We start from the raw sequence: 17,413 nt of genomic DNA on the forward strand, positions 1-17,413 counted from the left end.
TTTCGCTGTCTCGTTGGATGTCCTACTATCTCGCATTCTGAGACAAGAAAAGGCCGCCACCCGGAACGGTCCAGGTGACGGCCTTCCCCCGCATCGGGGGCTCAGTCCTCAGATCGCGAGGTCAGTCCTCCAGGTCGACCGAACGGCCGCTCTCGGCGCCGATCTCGGCCGCGATCTGGTCGATCACGGCGGCCGGGATGGCCGAGTCGACGGTCAGCGCGATGAGCGCCTTGCCGCCCTTGACGTCGCGGGCCACCTGCATGGAGGCGATGTTCACGCCCGCCTCGCCGAGCAGCCGCCCGACCACGCCGACGACGCCGGGACGGTCGGTGTAGGCGAAGAACGACAGGTGGGCCGTCGGCTCGATCTCCATCTCGTAGCCGTTGACCTCGACGATCTTCGTGATCTGCCGGGGGCCGGACAGCGTGCCGGAGACCGAGATCTGGCGGCCGTCGGCGAGCACGCCGCGCACGGTCACCACGTTGCGCCAGTCGGGGCTCTCGGAGCTGGTCACCAGCTCCACGTTGATGCCCCGCTCCTTGGCCAGCAGCGGCGCGTTGACGTACGTGACCTGCTCCTCGATCACGTCGGCGAACACGCCCTTGAGCGCGGCCAGCTCGATGACCCGCACGTCCTGGGAGGCGATCTCGCCGCGGACCTCGACGTCGAGCTTGGTGGCGACCTCGCCGGCCAGGGCGGTGAACACCCGGCCCAGCTTCTCGGCCAGCGGCAGGCCCGGCTTGACGTCCTCGGCCACCGCGCCGCCCTGGACGTTGACCGCGTCGGGCACGAACTCGCCCGCCAGCGCCAGCTTCACGCTCCGCGCGACCTGCGTGCCGGCCTTCTCCTGGGCCTCGTGCGTGGAGGCGCCGAGGTGCGGCGTGGCGACGACCTGGTCCAGCTCGAACAGGGGGCTGTCGGTGCACGGCTCCTTGGCGAACACGTCGAGGCCGGCGCCCGCGACGCGGCCCTCCTTGATCGCCGAGTAGAGCGCGGCCTCGTCCACGATGCCGCCGCGGGCCACGTTGATGATCCGCACGGACGGCTTGACCTCGTGCAGCTCCTTGTCGCCGATGAGCCCGAGGGTCTCCTTGGACTTCGGCAGGTGCACGGTGATGAAGTCGGCCTGCTTGAGCACCTCTTCGAGGCTGAGCAGCTTGACGCCCATCTGCGCGGCGCGGGCCGGCGGCAGGTAGGGGTCGTAGGCGATCAGCTCGACGCCGAACGGCTGGAGCCGCTGGGCCACGAGCTGGCCGATCTTGCCGAGGCCGAGGATGCCGACGACCTTCTCGTCCAGCTCGACGCCGGTGTACTTGGAGCGCTTCCACTCGCCGTTCTTCAGCGCGGCGTGGGCCTGGGCGGTGTTGCGGGCGCTGGCCAGGATGAGCGCGATGGTCTGCTCGGCGGCGCTGGTGATGTTGGAGGTCGGCGCGTTGACGACCATGACACCGGCCTTGGTGGCCGCCTCGACGTCGACGTTGTCGAGGCCGACGCCGGCGCGGGCGACCACGCGCAGCTTCGGCGCGGCGGCGATGGCCTCGGCGTCGACCTGCGTGGCGGAGCGCACGATCAGGGCGTCAACGTCGGCGAGGGCGGGCAGAAGCTGGGAACGGTCCGCTCCGTCGGTGTGGCGGACCTCGAAATCGGCGCCGAGCACGGCGAGGCCGGCCTCGGACAGCTCCTCTGCGACCAGAACGACGGGCTTGTTCACAGGCGTGGATCCTTAGGGGCATGCGGCGGGCTGGAGGGACACGTCGCTGGGCCCCTCGGATCCCTCAGAGTCTATCCGCGCTTGTGAACGCGTTCACGAGGGACCCACGATTTGAGACGCCCGCTCGGCGTCGCGACGCCCTGGACGCGGCTCCGGTACCCAGGCGGCGGCAAAGTCATCCACTCTGCACACATCTTTGTCTTGATCGGGGGATTTATTGGCCATTAGCCTGATAAGCCGTGGCCGACTACCTATGGTTCGTCATATGAGCATCGGGAATCCTGCGCTTGCCGACGTGCTCGCACAGCATGGCACGCCCCATCGCCTGCTGGCGGCCCTCGCCGACGGTGGAGTCCTGGTGGCAGTGCGACCAGATCGATCGGTCGTCCTCGGGACGACCCAGGCGGGTGACCGGGTTCTGCTCGGGTACACCAGCCCTGCTACCTACGCCAGGCACCGCGGCAGCCATTCCCTCTCGGCGTGCGACGCCGACACCATCCTGGACATCCAGCGCGTCACCGGCGTGCCGGAGATCGTGATCGACGCCGCGGGCCCCGCAGCCGCGGCCGTGCCCATCGACGATCTCCAGCGCTTCCTCACCGGCACGCGTTCGGGGTCCACACCCGTGCTGTCGGGGGCGGCGCCCGCCGCCTACGCGACCGGCGCCATGGCCACCGTCTCGCGGGTGCCCGCGCTGGCGCAGGTGGCCCCGCCCGCCCCGCAGGCGCCCGCGCTGCCGTGGGTCCCCGCGCCCCGGCCCCACCTGTCGGGGCCGATGCAGCAGGTGGACCCCGGCTACCGCCGGTGCACGCACCCGATCCTGCCGGCGCTGCGGCAGGCCATCGCGCAACTGCTGGGCGACTTCCCGCTCGTGCACCACGTGTGGATCTCCGAGGCCGGCACCGCGTCCGGGGCGACCGGGATCATGCTGCACGTCAAGGTGCACATGTCGGCCGCCGAGGACGTCGTCCGCGACCTGCACCGCCTGGTGCGCGCCCGCCTGCCGCAGTTCGCGGCCAGCGGCGCGCCGATCCTCATGGCCAGGGTCGCCGACGCGCGCAGCGAACGCCGCATGATCGAGATCGGCGCGCACGTGGTCTGCGCCAACGTGCGCGAGTAGCCGTCGCGCGGGACGTATCGGCAGGGCCCGGGAAACTGGGCCCTACCGAACAAGCCCTCGCTCGGCTTGAATGGGCCTCATGATCACATCGCCGGTGAGCGCGCCCACGGTCTCCAGGGGCGTGCGCCTCGGCTACGGCGTGGGCTCCTTCTGCACGGCCACGGTCAGCGCCGTGCCCGGCCTGCTGCTGCTGTACTACATGACCAACTTCCTGGCCGTGCCCGCGTGGCTGGCCGGCGTGGTGGTCACCGCGCCCAAGGTCTGGGACCTGATCATCAACCCGCTGGTCGGCCGCTGGTCGGACCGGACCGTCTCGCGGATGGGGCCGCGCCGCCCCTGGCTGCTGGCCGGGGCGCTGACGCTGCCCGTCGCGTTCTTCCTCGTCTTCGCCGGGCCGCCGCTGACCGGGGTCCCGGCCGCCCTGTACGTCGGGCTGTGCTTCATGGCGACGGCGACCGCGTACGCGCTGTACGAGGTGCCGTACAAGGCCATGCCCGGCGAGATGACCGACGACTACCACGAGCGCACCTCGCTGCTGCAGTGGCGGATGGTCTTCATCGGCGCGGCCACCGCGATCAGCGGCGTGCTGGCCCCGATGATCGCCACCGGCCAGGGCGACGAGGGCACGCTCGGCAGCTACCGGCTGATGGGCCTGACGATCGCCCTCATCCTGCTGGCCTCGATGCTCGGCTCGTTCTTCGGCACCGCCCGCGCCCCCATGACCGGCGCGCCGGAGGCCGACCACGGCGGGTGGCGCGAGCAGTTCGCGGCGATCAGGGGCAACCGGGCGTTCCTGTGGCTGACCGTCATGGCCTGCCTGCAGATGCTCGCCGTCAGCATGATGCTGGCCGCGGCGCCGTACTTCGCGTCGTACACGCTGGGGTCGCCGAAGAGCACGCAGACGCTCTTCGCCGCGCTGGTCGGGCCGATGCTGCTGACCATGCCGCTGTGGGTGTGGCTGGCCCGGCGCTTCGACAAGCGCGGCGCGATGATCCTGGCCGCGCTGCTGTTCGGCGGCGGCACGGCGGCGGCCATGGCGACCCCGCTGTTCGGCCCCCTGTACGCCCACCTGACCATCCTGCTCGTCGGCATCGGCATCGCCGGGGTCGAGCTCATGCTGTTCTCGATGCTGGCCGACGTGGTCGCCCAGGACGCCGCCGAGTCGGGCAAGCGGCGGGCCGGCGTGCTGACCGGGCTGTGGACGGCCATCGAGAGCGGGGTCAGCTCGTTCGGGGCGCTGATCTTCGGGGTCATCCTGTCGATCGGCGGGTTCGTCGAGTCCGACGCGAGCACGCCCGTCCGGCAGCCGGACAGCGCCGTGACCGCGGTCCTCATCGGGCAGACCGCGGTCCCGGCGCTGATCATCTTCCTGTCCGTGCTTGTGACGCTGCGGTACCGGCTCAGGCCACCCGGCGGGCCAGCACCAGTCGCGTCCGAGTGAGCAGCCCGGCCACCACGGCCGCCACCAGCGGCAGCCCCAGCACGACCGCGGCCAGGAACGACCAGGGGACGTCGATCGTGCCCGGCCCATCCAGCAGCGTGCGCATGCCGCCGGCGCCCATCCTGGTCATCGGCCAGGTCAGCGCGACACCGGCCACCGCGCCGGCGACGAGGCCGGCCGCCGCGCCCAGGCCCGCGATGTAGGCGGCCTGGGCGGCCACCACCAGCCTGCGTACCCGGGGCGCCGCGCCGACCGCCGACAGGTTGTTCAGGTCGGGACGCATGTCCGCCGCCGCCAGCCCGGTGGCCGCGAACGTGCCCCCGAGCACCAGGACCAGCGCCGCGCCGAGCAGCACCAGCAGGGTGACGGCGCGGTCCTCCGCCCTCCCCCGCTCGACGTTCAGGAACAGGTTGCCGTTCACCTCACCCCGCAGGTCGGCCTCCATGCGCCGGTCGTCCTGCGGCAGGGACGCGGTGTAGAGCACCCGCTCGACTGTGCCGAGCCCGGCCTTGGCCAGCGCCTGCGGCGGGATCACGGCGCCTGTCTGCCGGGGGTCGGCGCCGCTGGACACCACGGCCGGGATCCGGATCCGCTTGCGCTCCTTGATGGTGTCGGAGTCCCAGTCGCTCACGGTCAGCTCGATCACGCCGTCGCTCACCACGTCCGCGCTGAACGCCACGGCCTTGCCCGCCGCCAGCGCGGCGGCCGCCTGCGGGTCGCGGCGCTTCTGGAGGAAGGCGAGCAGGTCCGCGCCGCCGATCGGGGGGCGGTCGTAGAACCGCTGCGCGCATGCCGGCTCGCACGTCCGCGGCACGGTCAACCAGAGGGTTCTGCCCTTGGCGTCCGTCGCCTCCTGACCGGCGACGACGTCGGTGCCGGGGAAGCGGGCGCGGACGGCGTCCTTCAGCCTGGCCCACGTCTGGCCGTCCATCCACGTGGCGCCGCCGATCACCGTGGTGCCCAGCGGGAACACCGTGACGCTCTGCTCCTCCTGCTGGGCGTACGCGCTGCTGCTGCCGATGCCGAGTGCGACCGCCCCCATGGTCGCCGCCATGACCGCGGCCGTGGCCGAGGCCGTACGGACGCGGTGGCGCGCGGCGTCGCGCACGGACAGGCGCAGCGGGAGCGGCAGCCGGGCGGCGATCCGCGAGGTGGCCTGGACCAGCCAGGGCATCAACGCCACCATGCCGAACACGAACGGCACGAAGGCCGCGATCATCGTCACCGTGCCCCTGGTCATGGCGTAGCCGATCGCGCCAAGCCCGGCCGCCACCAGCACGATCCCGAGCACCGGACGCCGGGCCCGCCCCCGGACCTGCGCGGCCCGGCCGGCCAGGACCTGCGCGGTGTTCTGCCGGCTCGCCTGCACCGCCGGCACGATCGCCGCGATCAGCCCGCTGACCAGGCCGAGCGCCGCCACGCCGAGCACCGGCAGCCACGGCACGTCGGCCGGCCCGTGCGACCAGTCCAGTTCCCTGGCCGCGATCGACTCGACGAGCAGGCCGGGGCCGATGCCCAGGGCGCCCCCGAGCACGGCCGCCGCGCCGCCGAGCACCAGGCCGTCGGCCAGCACGATCAGGCGCAGGTGCCAGGGCGAGCCGCCCTGCGCCGAGATCACCGCCAGCTCCCTGCGCCGCCGCCGCAGCCCCACGGCGAACGCCGGCCCGGCCAGCAGCACGGTCTCCATGACGACGAGCACGATGATCACGCCGAGCTGGACCAGGTCGCGGGTGTTGGTCGGGTTCCCGCGGGATTCGTCCTTCTGGGCGTCGAGCACCGCGCGGGAGGTGACGCCGAGGCCCGCCTCATTGAGCCGCGAAATCTTCGACCGCAGGACCGGACCGGCGGTGTCGACCAGCCAGCCGCTGCTGTTGCCGTCGTTCTGGTGGTTGAGCAGACCCTCGGGCAGGGCGGTCAGCTCCAGGTTGCCGGGCCGGTTGGGGTGCTCGGCGACGCCGACCACCTTCGCGGTCCGGTCCGGCCGCCGCACGGTGAGCGTGTCGCCCACCCGGACGCCCAGGCCGGCCATCTTCGGCGAGATGGTCACCTCGCCGGGCGCGGCGGCGTAGCGGCCCTGCTCCAGGGTGCGCATCCCGGCCGTCATGGGGTCGCGCAGATCGACCTCCACGACGTCCGCCTGGTTGAAGCCGTCGGGCAGCCGGACGCTGGCCAGGCCCGTCTGGTAGCGCAGCAGGCGGCCGGGGAGCAGCGTGTTGATCTCCGCGGGCGTCCACGGCCGCTGCGCGCCGCCGCTCTTCGGCTGGTACGCGGAGTCGCCGGTGTCGTCCTGCCGGACCGGGGTGCGGTACGCGAAGGTGAGCAGGCGAGCGTCGGCCGCTCCTAACCGCGTGACCGCCCGCTCCTTCGGAGTGACGCTGGTCGTGGCGGCGCCGGTGAGCACCGCCGTGATCACCAGCACGGGCAGGCCGATCATCACCATGATCAGGGCGCTGCGGCCCTTGAAGCGCAGCGCGTCCCTGCGGGAGATCCGCAGGGCGGCGAGGAAGGCGCTCATCGCGAGCTCTCCATCCGCACCGCCGACGCCTCGGCGACCAGGCCGTCCCGCAGGTAGACCACCCGGTCCGCCCAGGCGGCGTAGCGCGGCTCGTGGGTGACCAGCAGCACCGCCGCGCCCTCGTCGCAGCGGTTGCGCAGCAGGTGCAGGATCTCGTCGCCGGTGGCCGTGTCGAGCGCGCCGGTCGGCTCGTCGGCCAGCAGCAGCCGCCGCTCGCCGACCAGCGCCCTGGCGATGGCCACGCGCTGGCGCTGGCCGCCGGACATCTCCTCGGGGAACCGGTCGGCGATCTGGTCGACGCCCACGTCGGCCAGGACGGCCAGCGCCTCCCGGCGGGCCTGCCCGGCGCGGACGCCGTCCAGCTCCCTGGGCAGCATCACGTTCTCGGCGGCCGTCAGGGACGGGATCAGGTTGAGGTCCTGGAAGACGTACCCGACGCTGCCGCGGCGCAGCGCGGCCAGGTCGCGGACCCCGGCCAGGTCGCGGCCCTCGATCCGGACCGTGCCCGACGTGGGCCGGTCGAGGCCGCCGGCCAGGTTGAGCAGCGTCGACTTGCCCGAGCCCGACGGGCCCATGACCGCGACGAGCTCTCCTTGTGCCACCTCCAGGCTCACGCCGCGCAGGGCGTGCACCTGGCCGTGCTCGCGGGTCACGTCCCGCAGCTCCACCACAGTCATCGGTTCTTCTCCTTGACAACGGCCTCGCAGTGGTCGAGCCAGCGCTGCTCGGCCTCGGCCTTGAAGATCATTGATTCCAGGACGAGCCGCTGGGCGAGGCCGTCACCGGCGGCCCTCTTGGCCCTGGTCAGGTCCTGGAGCGTGCGCATGGTCGCCATTCGCTGGGCCAGGATGACCGCGCCCACGTCCACGTCGGTGGCGGCGACGGCCATCGCGATCTTGATGGCGAGTTCGTCCCGAGGCCGGTCGGAGTGGTCGACGGGGGTGCTGAACCATCGCTCCAGTTCCTCCCGACCGGCCTCGGTGATCGTGTAGACGGCTCTGCCCTGCTCGTCGGCTCCGCCCGGCGCCACCAGGCCGTCACGTTCCAGGCGGGCGAGCGTCGTGTAGACCTGGCCGATGTTGAGCGGCCAGGTCGCCCCCGTCGACGCCTCGAACTCCACCCGGAGCTGATAGCCGTAGCGCGGTGCACTGCTCAGCAGGGCGAGCAGTCCGTGTCTGATCGACATGGATACTGAGTATGCATACTGAGTATGGCCGCCGCAACTGATCCGCGTATTCTGGACACGGAACGCCGTTCAGGCCGATACTCGGGACATGAGCTCCACCCAACCGCCGTTCCGCGCCTCCGACGGGGAACGCGACCGCGCGATCGACGAGCTCAAGCACCGGGCCGTGGAGGGCCGGATCTCTCACGACACCTTCGTCGGCCGGGTCGACCAGGCGCTGCGGGCGCGCAACCAGCACGAGCTCGACGAGCTGGTCGCCGACCTGCCGCGCCGGCCCACGATCAGGCAGCGGCTGACGGACGCCGTCTCGTCAGTGTCGGAACTCACCACCCGGTTGCAGGCGGCCTGGCGGCGGCCCCGGCTGCCCCGGCTGGCGCTGCCGGACGACGACCGGCTGCGTTACGTCGTGGGCCGGGGGTCGGCCTGCGACCTCGTCCTGTCGGACCTGACGGTGTCGCGCGTGCACGCCGAGCTGCGGCGGGAGGGCGACGGCGGCTGGCTGCTGGTCGATCTCGGCTCGCTCAACGGCACCCGGCTCAACGGGTGGCGGCTGGTGGGGCCCGTCCGGGTCAAGTCGGGCGACGAGATCTCCTTCGGCGACTGCGGCTTCCTCCTCGCCTCGGGCCACCCCTCCTCCTGACCCCCTGGCCGGCCCCCGCGTCCCGCCGAGCCGACTCCAGAAATACGGATATTTGCGGATTACACGGCGACTGCGCTGATTCATGCTCACATGCGATCCCCCAGTCCCTTGGAGACCACATGCGGCGCACCTCAGCCTCCCTCCTCGCGGGCACGCTCGTCGCGGCACTCGCGTGGGCGTCCGGCCCCTCCACACCGGCGGTCGCCCTCGACCCCTCGCCCGGCGTGGCCGACCTGACCCAGGACATCAATCAGATCCTCGGCGACTCCCGGCTCACGATCGCCAGGGCGGGCGTCGTCGTGAAGAGCGCCGCGAACGGCGAGCAGCTCTACGCCACCGACGCCGGCAAGCTGCTGACCCCGGCGTCCAACACCAAGCTGTTCACCTCGGCGGCGGCGGTGGAGACGCTCGGCCTGGACTACCGCTTCCCGACCACCGTGCTGAACGCCGGCCGCAAGGTCGGCTCGGTGCTCACCGGCGACCTCGTGCTGCGCGGCACCGGCGACCCGACCATGCTCGCCGAGGACTACGACGCGCTGGCGGCCAAGGTCGCGGCGGCCGGCGTCAAGGTCGTCACGGGCAAGCTGATCGCCGACGACACCTGGTTCGACGGCCAGCGGCTCGGCACCGACTGGGCCTGGGACGACGAGACCGCCTACTACGCGGCCCCGATCTCCGCGCTGACCGCCTCCCCCGACCGCGACTACGACGCCGGCTCGGTGATCGTCTCGGTCGCGGCCGACGGCGGCCAGGTCAAGGTCTCGACGACCCCCGCGACCGACTACCTGAAGATCGTCAACAAGGCGACCGTGGGCGCCGAGACCGACGTCCTCATCGAGCGGCAGCACGGCACGCGGACGGTCGTGATCACCGGCACGGTCGCCGACCCGTACCAGGAGTGGGTCGCGGTGGACGACCCCACGGCGTACGTGTCCTCGCTGTTCCGCAAGGCGCTGGCCGCGCACGGCGTACGCGTGCTCGGCCCGACGGCGACGGGCGCGGCTCCCGCCGGGGCGGCCGAGCTGGCCAGGCACGACTCGATGCCCCTGAGCGAGCTGCTGGTGCCGTTCCTGAAGCTGAGCAACAACATGCACGCCGAGATCCTCACCAAGGCCATGGGCCGTAAGGCCGCGAACCAGGGCACCTGGTCGGCCGGGCTGAAGGTCGCCACGGACTTCGCGAAGGCCAACGGCGTCCAGGTGATCAACATGCGGGACGGGTCGGGCCTGTCGCGCCGCGACGGCTTCTCGCCGGACTCGATCGTCCGGCTCCTGACCGCCGTACGGACCAAGCCGTGGTTCGGCACCTGGTACGAGGCCCTGCCCATCGCCGGCAACGCCGACCGTCTCACCGGCGGCACGCTGCGCAGCCGGATGCGGAACACACCCGCGGCGAACAACGTGCACGCCAAGACGGGCTCGCTGACCGGGGTGACCTCGCTGTCCGGCTACGTGACCAGCGCCGAGGGCGAGCCGCTGGTCTTCTCGATCATGCTGAACCAGTACCTGTCCGGCTCGCCGAAGGACATCGAGGACAAGATCGCCGTACGGCTCGCCCAGTTCTCGCGGGCGACGGCGACCGACGTCACCGCCCAGCTCAAGGCCGCCGACCAGGGCCCGGCGGGCGACCTGGAGTGCTCGTGGCTGAAGCCGGCCCAGTGCTAGCGGACCGGTGGACGACCCCGGCGGCCTCTGCGCTCCTGGGCAGCCATGCCCCTCCGACGCGCGGCGGCCTCCGGGCGCCCGGAGGGCCGCCGCGGTTCACCCGGCTCGACAGGATGGTCATCACGATCCGATCACCTGGAGCTCCAGATATAGTTCGCATTTTCACTACATAGCCGACATGGGCGCGCCAGAATTCGGATTCAACGCCGTGGCGAACCCCTGATCCCGGGAGCACCGGGCCGTCGCCGGCCCCACCCCCAAGCCGGTCGTCCCACCACAGGCCCGGCACGCTCCCCTCCCGGCGGGCCCGCGCCGCACGTCCCCCCGCACACCGGACCGCGGCCGGGCCCGCCCCCCTTTTTTTTGCGGGACCCGAAAAGACACGACAAAGGGGCCTGCCCCAGTGGGCAGGCCCCTTAGTCGCGCAGTTCAGCCGCTGAGGAATGACTTCAGCTGACGGCGCACTTCGTGTCTTTGCTCTTGATGCCGAGGATCTGGCTCAGGATGTCGCCGGTCTCGAGGACGAGCACGCCGCTGGTGCTGTTGTCGACCTCGCCACGGGCGAAGATGTTCTCGTCACCGCAGACGAAGAGAACCCGGCCCGGGTCCTCGTCGGAGTGAGGGACGAAGGCCATGTGAGGGGTCGCCGCTAGAGCGGAGCCGCCGACCATGACCATCCCGCCGACGAGCCCGGCCAGGATGAGCCCTTGTCTGAACATATCGATTCTCCTTGATACCTATCGACTACTCTCCGTAGCTATCGGGAGGAGATTTGCCCTAGGCCCTCTTTCAACAAACGCCGGTATTTCTGTCTTTACCAGCGAAAATACGCCGCTTGAGCGAAGGGGTGACACAGCGCGCCGTTCTTGACCGATCGGTGTACGCGGCAGAGGAATATCCGGGCCAGCCGTGACCGCGCACTGACGGGAGGCGTCAGGGAAGGGTGAGAACCACCGGACCGTCAGCGGTGATGGCCACCGTGTGCTCGACGTGGGCGCTCCTGCTGCCGTCGGCCGAGCACACCGACCAGCCGTCCTCGGCCATGACGTACTCGTCGTCGCCGCCCGCCATCAGGCTCGGCTCGATGGCGATCACCAGTCCGGGGCGAAGTCGCAGGCCGCGACCGGGACGGGCCTCGTTGGGCACGAACGGCGACTCGTGCATGGCCCGGCCGATGCCGTGACCGCCGAAGTCGTTCTGCATGCCGTAGCCGGCGCCGCGGCCGACCAGCGACATCGCGTGGCCGATGTCGCCCATCCGGCCCCCCGGCACGGCGGCCGCGATGCCCGCCGCCAGCGTCTCCTCGGCCACCCGGATGAGCTTGAGGTCGTCGGCCCGGCCGGGACCGACGGTGAAGGTGACCGCGCCGTCGGCGTGCCAGCCGTCGATGTGCGCGCCGAAGTCCACGCTCAGCACGTCGCCCTCGCGCAGCCGGTACGGCGTCGGCAACCCGTGCAGCATGACCCCGTTCACGGACGTGCACACCACCCCCGGGTACGGCATCGCCCCGAACGACGGGTGGTAGCCGAGGAACGACGACCGCGCCCCGGCCTCGTGCATGACCTCGCGGGCCACCTCGTCGAGCTGCAGCAGCGACACCCCGGCGGCGGCCCGCTCCCGGACGGCGGCGTGCACGTTGGCCACGACGCGGCCGGCCTCCCGCATGGCGTCGATCTCCCCGGCGGTCTTGAGCGTGATCACAGCGGCCTCCCAGCCTTCGGCGCGATAACTATACCGGTATTATTATCACGCTTCCCGGGAGCTCGCAGCCATCCCGCCGGCCGGTTGACTAATCACCCAGAGTAATCGTTATAGTGCTCAGAGTATGCGTTTCGGACGGTTCTCCATGCTCGCTCTGGCGCTCGCGGCTGGGGCCGTCGACGCGCTGAGCTTTCTCGCGCTCGGACAGGTGTTCACCGCGAACATGACCGGCAACGTCGTCCTGCTCGGCCTGGCGCTCGGCACCGGCGACACCTCGCACGTCATCCGCTCGGGAATCGCCCTGACCACGTTCTGCCTCGGCCTGGCGATCGGCTTCATCCTGCTACGCGGCACCACCCCCGCAGGCCGCGCTCCCCCATCCCCACAAACCACCACCCCACCCGCCCGCGCCCCGGCAAACCCCCAGCCCCACGAGCCCACGCCGCCCCCGGACCTGGCGCAGCCCCAGGCTCAGGAACCCGCGACGGCCCCGGACAACGACCGGGCGCAGGAGCCCGCGAGGGCCCGGAGCAGGGAACCGGCGGAAGGGCCGGACCGGGGACGCGCGGAGGCGCAGGCCCGCGAGCCCGCGGAGGGACCCGACGGGGAACACGCGGAGGCGCAGGGCCGGGATCCTGCGGCGGGGCCGGTGGGGGCGCCGGTGGGGGTGCCTGTGCGTCCGCTGGTGGTGCTGCTGGCGGAGTTGGCGCTGCTGGTGATGGTGGCGGCCGGATGGACGGCGCGCGTGCTGCCGCATCCGGCGCTGATCGCCGCCTCGGGAACGGCGATGGGCCTGCAGAGCGCGGTCACGCGCTGGGCGGGCGGTCCCGGGCTGTCCACGACCTACGTCACGGGCACGCTGACCAGCCTGGCGGGCCGGGCGGTCGGCCCGCGCTCGGGGATGCTGCGCCCGCTGGGGGTGGTGCTCTGCGTGGCCTCTGGCGCCGTCGCCGCGGCCGCGGCGCTGCGCGTGCACGCCGCCGTCACCCCGTTCATCGCCCCGGCCACGGTCGCGGCGGCCACCGCCGCCTGGGCCCTCACCACGACCCACCGCACAGAATCGCCCCCCAACGGCGGGCCGCCCCGGTAGCGGGGAGGCGGCCCTCCTGCGGCAACCCAGCACCGCACCCCGGACAGGGCGCGCCTTGCGACAGGTCAGCCCCCAGGCAGCACGCCTCGGCAGCTCAGCCCAGGAACGGCACGCCTTGAGACAGCTCAGCCCAGGAACCCCAGGCGGCGCACCTTCAGGCATGTCAGCCCGATGGGTCGGTGGGTTTGCGGTAGGTGAGGAGGTAGCGCCAGAAGAGCAGCCTGCGTAGGGAGAAGCCGGGCAGCAGGGACGCCGCTTCCCGCCGTACCTCTTCGAAGGACATGTCCGGCGGCCGCACCGGCGCGGGCACGGACCCGGCACGCGCCCCGCCCGCGCGCTCCCCCGCCGCCACCACCACCCGGGCCGCCGCGTTCACCGGTATGGCGGCCAGGCTCCACGCGAAGTCGGCGGCCGTCCGCTCGGCGTAGCAGCCGAGGACGGCCAGCACCCCGCCGGGCGCCAGCGCGTCCCGGAAGGCGGCCACGGTCCCGAACGGCATGTGGTGCAGGCTGGCCAGGCAGGAGATGTAGTCGTAGCGCCCCGCGGGCAGCTCCATGCGCGTGACGTCGGCGCACAGGAACCGGACCCCGCTCACCGGCGCCGACGAGGCGGCCTCGATCACCTCGGGCGCCGGATCGACCGCGTCGACCTCGATCCCGAGGCCCGCCAGCCGCCGCGCGAACCGGCCGGTGCCGCAGCCGACGTCGAGCGCCGTCCGGGCCCCGTCGGGCACGAGCCGCGCCATCGCCGGGTGGTAGTGATCGTTGTGATCGAAAGGCATCCTGGCATCATGCCATCGCCTCGCCGGAGAACCCCCCGAAAACGGGCGAAAAGCATCGCCCGCCCGCTGACCGTGCAGCGGACGGGCGACGTACGGCGAAAGGTCAGCCCTTCAGCCAGCTCATCATCGGACGCAGCTTCGCACCCGTCTTCTCGATCGGGTTCTCGACCAGCTCCTCGCGGTGACGCGTGAACTCCTTCTGGCCGCCGTCGAACTCCTCGACGAGCTGACGGGCGAAGGTGCCGTCCTGGATCTCGCCGAGGATGCGGCGCATCTCCTGACGGGTCTCGTCGGTGATGACGCGCGGGCCGCGGGTGTAACCGCCGTACTCGGCGGTGTCGGAGACCGACCAGTACATCTTGGAGATGCCGCCCTCGTACATGAGGTCGACGATGAGCTTCATCTCGTGGAGGCACTCGAAGTAGGCGACCTCGGGCTGGTAGCCGGCCTCGATGAGGGTCTCGAAGCCCGCCTTGATCAGCTCGGAGACGCCGCCGCACAGCACGGCCTGCTCGCCGAACAGGTCGGTCTCGGTCTCCTCGGTGAAGGTGGTGCGCAGCGCGCCGGCGCGGGTGCCGCCGATGCCCTTGGCGTACGACAGCGCCAGGTCGAGGGCCTTGCCGGAGGCGTCCTTCTCGACCGCGACGAGACACGGGACGCCGCGGCCGGCCTCGAACTGGCGGCGGACCAGGTGGCCCGGGCCCTTCGGGGCGACCATGCAGACGTCGACGCCCTCGGGCGCCTCGATGAGGCCGTAGCGGATGTTGAGGCCGTGGCCGAAGAAGAGCGCGTCCCCCTCGACGAGGTTGGGGGCGACGTGCTCGGCGTACAGGTGGCGCTGGATGTGGTCCGGCGCGAGGATCATGGTGAGGTTGGCCTCCTCCACCGCCTCGGCCGGGGTGACGACCCGCAGCCCGTCGTTCTCCGCCTTCTCGCGGCTCTTGGAGCCCTCGGGAAGGCCGACGCGCACGTCGACGCCGGAGTCACGCAGGGAGAGCGCGTGGGCGTGGCCCTGGCTGCCGTACCCCAGCACGGCCACGTGACGCCCCTGGATGATCGACAGGTCGGCCTGGTCGTCGTAGTAGATCTCGGTCACTTGAATAAAACCTTTCAGGCGGTACGGTCCAGTGCCCTGAGGGACCGGTCTGTGATGGAACGGGCGCCGCGGCCGATGGCCACCATGCCCGACTGGACGAGTTCTTTGATCCCGAACGGCTCAAGGACCTTGACGAACGCCTCAAGCTTGTCGGGAGTGCCGGTGACCTCGATGGTCACCGCGTCCGCCGCGACGTCCACGCAGCGGGCGCGGAAGAGGTTGACCAGTTCAAGAACGTGCGACCGGTTCTCGGCGTCGGCCTTGACCTTGATCAGCATGAGCTCGCGCTGAACCGACTGCGTGGGGTCCAGTTCGACGATCTTCAGGACGTTGACCAGCTTGTTGAGCTGCTTGGTGACCTGCTCAAGGGGCAGTTCCTCGACGCTCACCACGATCGTGATGCGCGAGATGTCGTCGTGCTCGGTGGGCCCGACGGCGAGCGAGTCGATGTTGAACCCCCGCCTGCTGAACAGTGCGGAGACACGCGCGAGAACACCCGGCTTGTTCTCGACAAGCACGGACAACGTGTGTCTACTCATCCTCGTTCTCCCACTTCGGCGCCATGTCACGGGCGATCTTGATGTCGTCGTTGCTGGTGCCGGCGGCGACCATGGGCCAGACCATGGCGTCCTGGTGGACGACGAAGTCGATCACGACCGGCACGTCGTTGATCTCCATGGCCTTCCTGATGGTCGCGTCGACGTCCTCGGCGCGCTCGCACCTCAGGCCCACACAACCATAGGCCTCCGCCAGCTTGACGAAGTCGGGGATGCGACGCGCGGTCTGCAGGTCGGTGTTGGAGTACCGCTCCTCGTAGAAGAGCGTCTGCCACTGGCGGACCATGCCGAGGTTGCCGTTGTTGATGACGGCGATCTTGACCGGCACGCCCTCCAGGGCGCAGGTGGCCAGCTCCTGGTTGGTCATCTGGAAGCAGCCGTCGCCGTCGATGGCCCACACCGTGGCCTCCGGCCGGCCCATCTTCGCCCCCATGGCGGCCGGGACGGCGAAGCCCATCGTGCCGAGGCCGCCGGAGTTGATGAACGTCCCGGGGTTCTCGTAGTCGATGAACTGCGCGGCCCACATCTGGTGCTGGCCGACCCCGGACACGTAGTAGGCGTCGGGCCCGGCGATGGCGCTCAGCCGCTCCATCACGTACTGGGGGGCCAGCGTGCCGTCCTCGAAGGTCTCGTAGCCCAGCGGGTAGGTCTCCTTGTAGCCGTTCAGGACGGTCCACCAGTCGGTGTAGTCGCCCTTCTGGCCGGCGGCCTGGATCGCGCCGACGAGGTCGCTGATGACCTCCTTGCAGTCGCCGACGATGGGCACGTCGGCGTGCCGGTTCTTGGAGATCTCGGCGGGGTCGATGTCGGCGTGCACGACCTTGGCGTGCGGCGCGAACGAGGCCAGGTTGCCGGTCACCCGGTCGTCGAAGCGCACGCCCAGCCCGATGATCAGGTCGGATCTCTGCAGCGCGCCCACGGCCGAGACGCTACCGTGCATGCCCGGCATGCCCATGTGCTGGGGGTGGCTGTCCGGGAACGTGCCACGGGCCATCAGGGTGGTGACGACCGGGATGCCGGTCAGCTCGGCGAGCTGCAGCAGCTCGGCCGACGCGCCGGCCTTGTGCACGCCGCCGCCGACGTACAGGACGGGCCGCTGGGACTCGGCGATCAGCTTGGCGGCCTCGCGGATCTGCTTGGAGTGCGGCCTGGTGACCGGGCGGTAGCCCGGCAGCTGCATGACGGGCGGCCAGCTGAAGGTGGTCTGGGCCTGCAACGCGTCCTTGGAGATGTCCACCAGCACCGGCCCCGGACGGCCGGTCGAGGCGATGTGGAACGCCTCCATGATCGTGCGCGGGATGTCCGCGGGATCGGTGATCAGGAAGTTGTGCTTCGTGATCGGCATGGTGATGCCGGAGATGTCGGCTTCCTGGAACGCGTCCGTGCCGATCATCGGCGCGGCGACCTGGCCGGTGATCGCCACGATCGGCACCGAGTCCATGAAGGCGTCGGCGATCGGCGTCACCAGGTTGGTGGCCCCGGGGCCGCTGGTCGCCATGCAGACCCCGACCTTGCCGGTGGCCTGCGCGTAACCCTCGGCCGCGTGGCCGGCGCCCTGCTCGTGCCGTACAAGCACGTGCCGGACCTTGGTCGAGTCGTAGAGGGGATCGTAGGCGGGCAGAATCGCGCCGCCCGGGATCCCGAACACGGTGTCGACTCCCACGTGCTCCAGCGCCCTCACCAGGGCCTGTGCACCTGTCATCCGTTCGGTCATCGGCTCGTTCCTTGCGTGGCTACTCACTTAAGGACATAAAAAATGCCCCTTCCCACCGGCGGGGGTGGGTCTGGGGCGGCGCGCAGGTCGGAGTGCTTCGCTATCGGCCTGCGCGCCGGCGAAGTACTACGAGAATCTCACTGCGAAGCATGGCTTACACCATAGCCGCTCAGAACGCCCCGATGTCAACTTGGCGG

At 71.1% G+C, this 17,413-nt stretch carries 15 protein-coding genes; 5 read left to right on the top strand and 10 right to left on the bottom strand.

What is annotated here, in order from left to right; translation table 11 throughout:
- Positions 1 to 121: 121 nt before the first annotated feature.
- The gene (serA, locus tag ACIBST_RS16805) at positions 122 to 1,711 is read right to left on the bottom strand and encodes a phosphoglycerate dehydrogenase (RefSeq protein ID WP_397172515.1); all 1,590 of its coding nucleotides are present in this window, start codon (positions 1,709 to 1,711) and stop codon (positions 122 to 124) included.
- A gap of 295 nt (positions 1,712 to 2,006) precedes the next feature.
- Between serA and ACIBST_RS16810 the strand changes: the two genes are divergently transcribed.
- Both ACIBST_RS16810 and ACIBST_RS16815 read left to right on the top strand, forming a co-directional pair.
- Complete coding sequence (locus ACIBST_RS16810; RefSeq protein ID WP_397172516.1) at positions 2,007 to 2,831, top strand: hypothetical protein; 825 nt, start codon at positions 2,007 to 2,009, stop codon at positions 2,829 to 2,831.
- Between the two features lie 79 nt (positions 2,832 to 2,910).
- Complete coding sequence (locus ACIBST_RS16815) at positions 2,911 to 4,272, top strand: MFS transporter (RefSeq protein ID WP_397172517.1); 1,362 nt, start codon at positions 2,911 to 2,913, stop codon at positions 4,270 to 4,272.
- Here the strand turns inward: ACIBST_RS16815 and ACIBST_RS16820 are convergent.
- Genes ACIBST_RS16820 through ACIBST_RS16830 form a run of 3 tightly spaced genes read right to left on the bottom strand, consistent with a single transcriptional unit; the run spans position 4,232 to position 7,973 of the window.
- Positions 4,232 to 6,787: an FtsX-like permease family protein gene (locus tag ACIBST_RS16820; RefSeq protein ID WP_397172519.1), complete on the bottom strand. Its 2,556-nt coding sequence runs from the start codon at positions 6,785 to 6,787 to the stop codon at positions 4,232 to 4,234. The genes ACIBST_RS16815 and ACIBST_RS16820 overlap by 41 nt on opposite strands.
- On the bottom strand, positions 6,784 to 7,464 hold the full coding sequence (locus ACIBST_RS16825) for an ABC transporter ATP-binding protein (RefSeq protein WP_397172521.1): 681 nt from the start codon (positions 7,462 to 7,464) through the stop codon (positions 6,784 to 6,786). Before ACIBST_RS16825 ends, ACIBST_RS16820 begins: the two co-directional genes overlap by 4 nt.
- Positions 7,461 to 7,973, bottom strand: a complete 513-nt coding sequence (locus ACIBST_RS16830; RefSeq protein ID WP_397172523.1) for a PadR family transcriptional regulator — start codon at positions 7,971 to 7,973, stop codon at positions 7,461 to 7,463. The genes ACIBST_RS16825 and ACIBST_RS16830 overlap by 4 nt, the downstream gene beginning before the upstream one ends.
- Positions 7,974 to 8,061: 88 nt before the next feature.
- Here ACIBST_RS16830 and ACIBST_RS16835 point away from each other — a divergent pair, with 88 nt between their 5' ends.
- Positions 8,062 to 8,613 carry an FHA domain-containing protein gene (locus ACIBST_RS16835; protein WP_397172525.1) on the top strand — a complete coding sequence of 184 codons (552 nt, stop codon included), beginning with the start codon at positions 8,062 to 8,064 and terminating at the stop codon, positions 8,611 to 8,613.
- A 119-nt stretch (positions 8,614 to 8,732) separates the two neighbouring features.
- Positions 8,733 to 10,277 (top strand): D-alanyl-D-alanine carboxypeptidase/D-alanyl-D-alanine-endopeptidase, encoded by a 1,545-nt coding sequence (gene dacB, locus ACIBST_RS16840; protein ID WP_397172526.1) that lies wholly within the window; start codon positions 8,733 to 8,735, stop codon positions 10,275 to 10,277.
- Positions 10,278 to 10,726: 449 nt separating this feature from the next.
- Here the strand turns inward: dacB and ACIBST_RS16845 are convergent, their stop codons facing one another.
- Together ACIBST_RS16845 and map are read right to left on the bottom strand one after the other, a co-directional pair.
- A complete protein-coding gene (locus tag ACIBST_RS16845; RefSeq protein WP_352318980.1) occupies positions 10,727 to 10,996 on the bottom strand; it encodes a hypothetical protein in 270 nt (89 codons plus the stop codon).
- A 214-nt stretch (positions 10,997 to 11,210) separates the two neighbouring features.
- On the bottom strand, positions 11,211 to 11,978 hold the full coding sequence (gene map / locus ACIBST_RS16850; RefSeq protein ID WP_397172528.1) for a type I methionyl aminopeptidase: 768 nt from the start codon (positions 11,976 to 11,978) through the stop codon (positions 11,211 to 11,213).
- 124 nt (positions 11,979 to 12,102) lie between these two features.
- Here map and ACIBST_RS16855 point away from each other — a divergent pair, with 124 nt between their 5' ends.
- Complete coding sequence (locus ACIBST_RS16855) at positions 12,103 to 13,068, top strand: DUF1275 family protein (protein WP_397172530.1); 966 nt, start codon at positions 12,103 to 12,105, stop codon at positions 13,066 to 13,068.
- Positions 13,069 to 13,231: 163 nt separating this feature from the next.
- Here ACIBST_RS16855 and ACIBST_RS16860 read toward each other — a convergent pair whose 3' ends face one another.
- The 4 genes from ACIBST_RS16860 to ACIBST_RS16875 form a co-directional block, all read right to left on the bottom strand.
- On the bottom strand, positions 13,232 to 13,849 hold the full coding sequence (locus ACIBST_RS16860; protein WP_397172532.1) for a class I SAM-dependent methyltransferase: 618 nt from the start codon (positions 13,847 to 13,849) through the stop codon (positions 13,232 to 13,234).
- 103 nt (positions 13,850 to 13,952) lie between these two features.
- A complete protein-coding gene (gene ilvC, locus ACIBST_RS16865; RefSeq protein WP_397172592.1) occupies positions 13,953 to 14,936 on the bottom strand; it encodes a ketol-acid reductoisomerase in 984 nt (327 codons plus the stop codon).
- A gap of 23 nt (positions 14,937 to 14,959) precedes the next feature.
- Complete coding sequence (gene ilvN / locus ACIBST_RS16870) at positions 14,960 to 15,484, bottom strand: acetolactate synthase small subunit (protein WP_397172534.1); 525 nt, start codon at positions 15,482 to 15,484, stop codon at positions 14,960 to 14,962.
- Complete coding sequence (locus ACIBST_RS16875) at positions 15,477 to 17,216, bottom strand: acetolactate synthase large subunit (protein ID WP_397172536.1); 1,740 nt, start codon at positions 17,214 to 17,216, stop codon at positions 15,477 to 15,479. The genes ilvN and ACIBST_RS16875 overlap by 8 nt, the downstream gene beginning before the upstream one ends.
- Positions 17,217 to 17,413: the final 197 nt, after the last annotated feature.

This window comes from Nonomuraea sp. NPDC049684 (assembly GCF_044465345.1).
Taxonomy (GTDB): Bacteria; Actinomycetota; Actinomycetes; order Streptosporangiales; family Streptosporangiaceae; genus Nonomuraea.

Bases quoted from the DNA above. Each gene is read 5' to 3' on its own strand.
- ACIBST_RS16815 (WP_397172517.1), top strand. From the start codon at position 2,911: ATGATCACATCGCCGGTGAGCGCGCCCACGGTCTCCAGGGGCGTGCGC.
- ACIBST_RS16820 (WP_397172519.1), bottom strand. From the start codon at position 6,787: ATGAGCGCCTTCCTCGCCGCCCTGCGGATCTCCCGCAGGGACGCGCTG.
- ACIBST_RS16825 (WP_397172521.1), bottom strand. From the start codon at position 7,464: ATGACTGTGGTGGAGCTGCGGGACGTGACCCGCGAGCACGGCCAGGTG.
- ACIBST_RS16830 (WP_397172523.1), bottom strand. From the start codon at position 7,973: ATGTCGATCAGACACGGACTGCTCGCCCTGCTGAGCAGTGCACCGCGC.
- ACIBST_RS16835 (WP_397172525.1), top strand. From the start codon at position 8,062: ATGAGCTCCACCCAACCGCCGTTCCGCGCCTCCGACGGGGAACGCGAC.
- dacB (WP_397172526.1), top strand. From the start codon at position 8,733: ATGCGGCGCACCTCAGCCTCCCTCCTCGCGGGCACGCTCGTCGCGGCA.
- ACIBST_RS16845 (WP_352318980.1), bottom strand. From the start codon at position 10,996: ATGTTCAGACAAGGGCTCATCCTGGCCGGGCTCGTCGGCGGGATGGTC.
- ACIBST_RS16855 (WP_397172530.1), top strand. From the start codon at position 12,103: ATGCGTTTCGGACGGTTCTCCATGCTCGCTCTGGCGCTCGCGGCTGGG.
- ACIBST_RS16860 (WP_397172532.1), bottom strand. From the start codon at position 13,849: ATGCCTTTCGATCACAACGATCACTACCACCCGGCGATGGCGCGGCTC.
- ilvN (WP_397172534.1), bottom strand. From the start codon at position 15,484: ATGAGTAGACACACGTTGTCCGTGCTTGTCGAGAACAAGCCGGGTGTT.
- ACIBST_RS16875 (WP_397172536.1), bottom strand. From the start codon at position 17,216: ATGACCGAACGGATGACAGGTGCACAGGCCCTGGTGAGGGCGCTGGAG.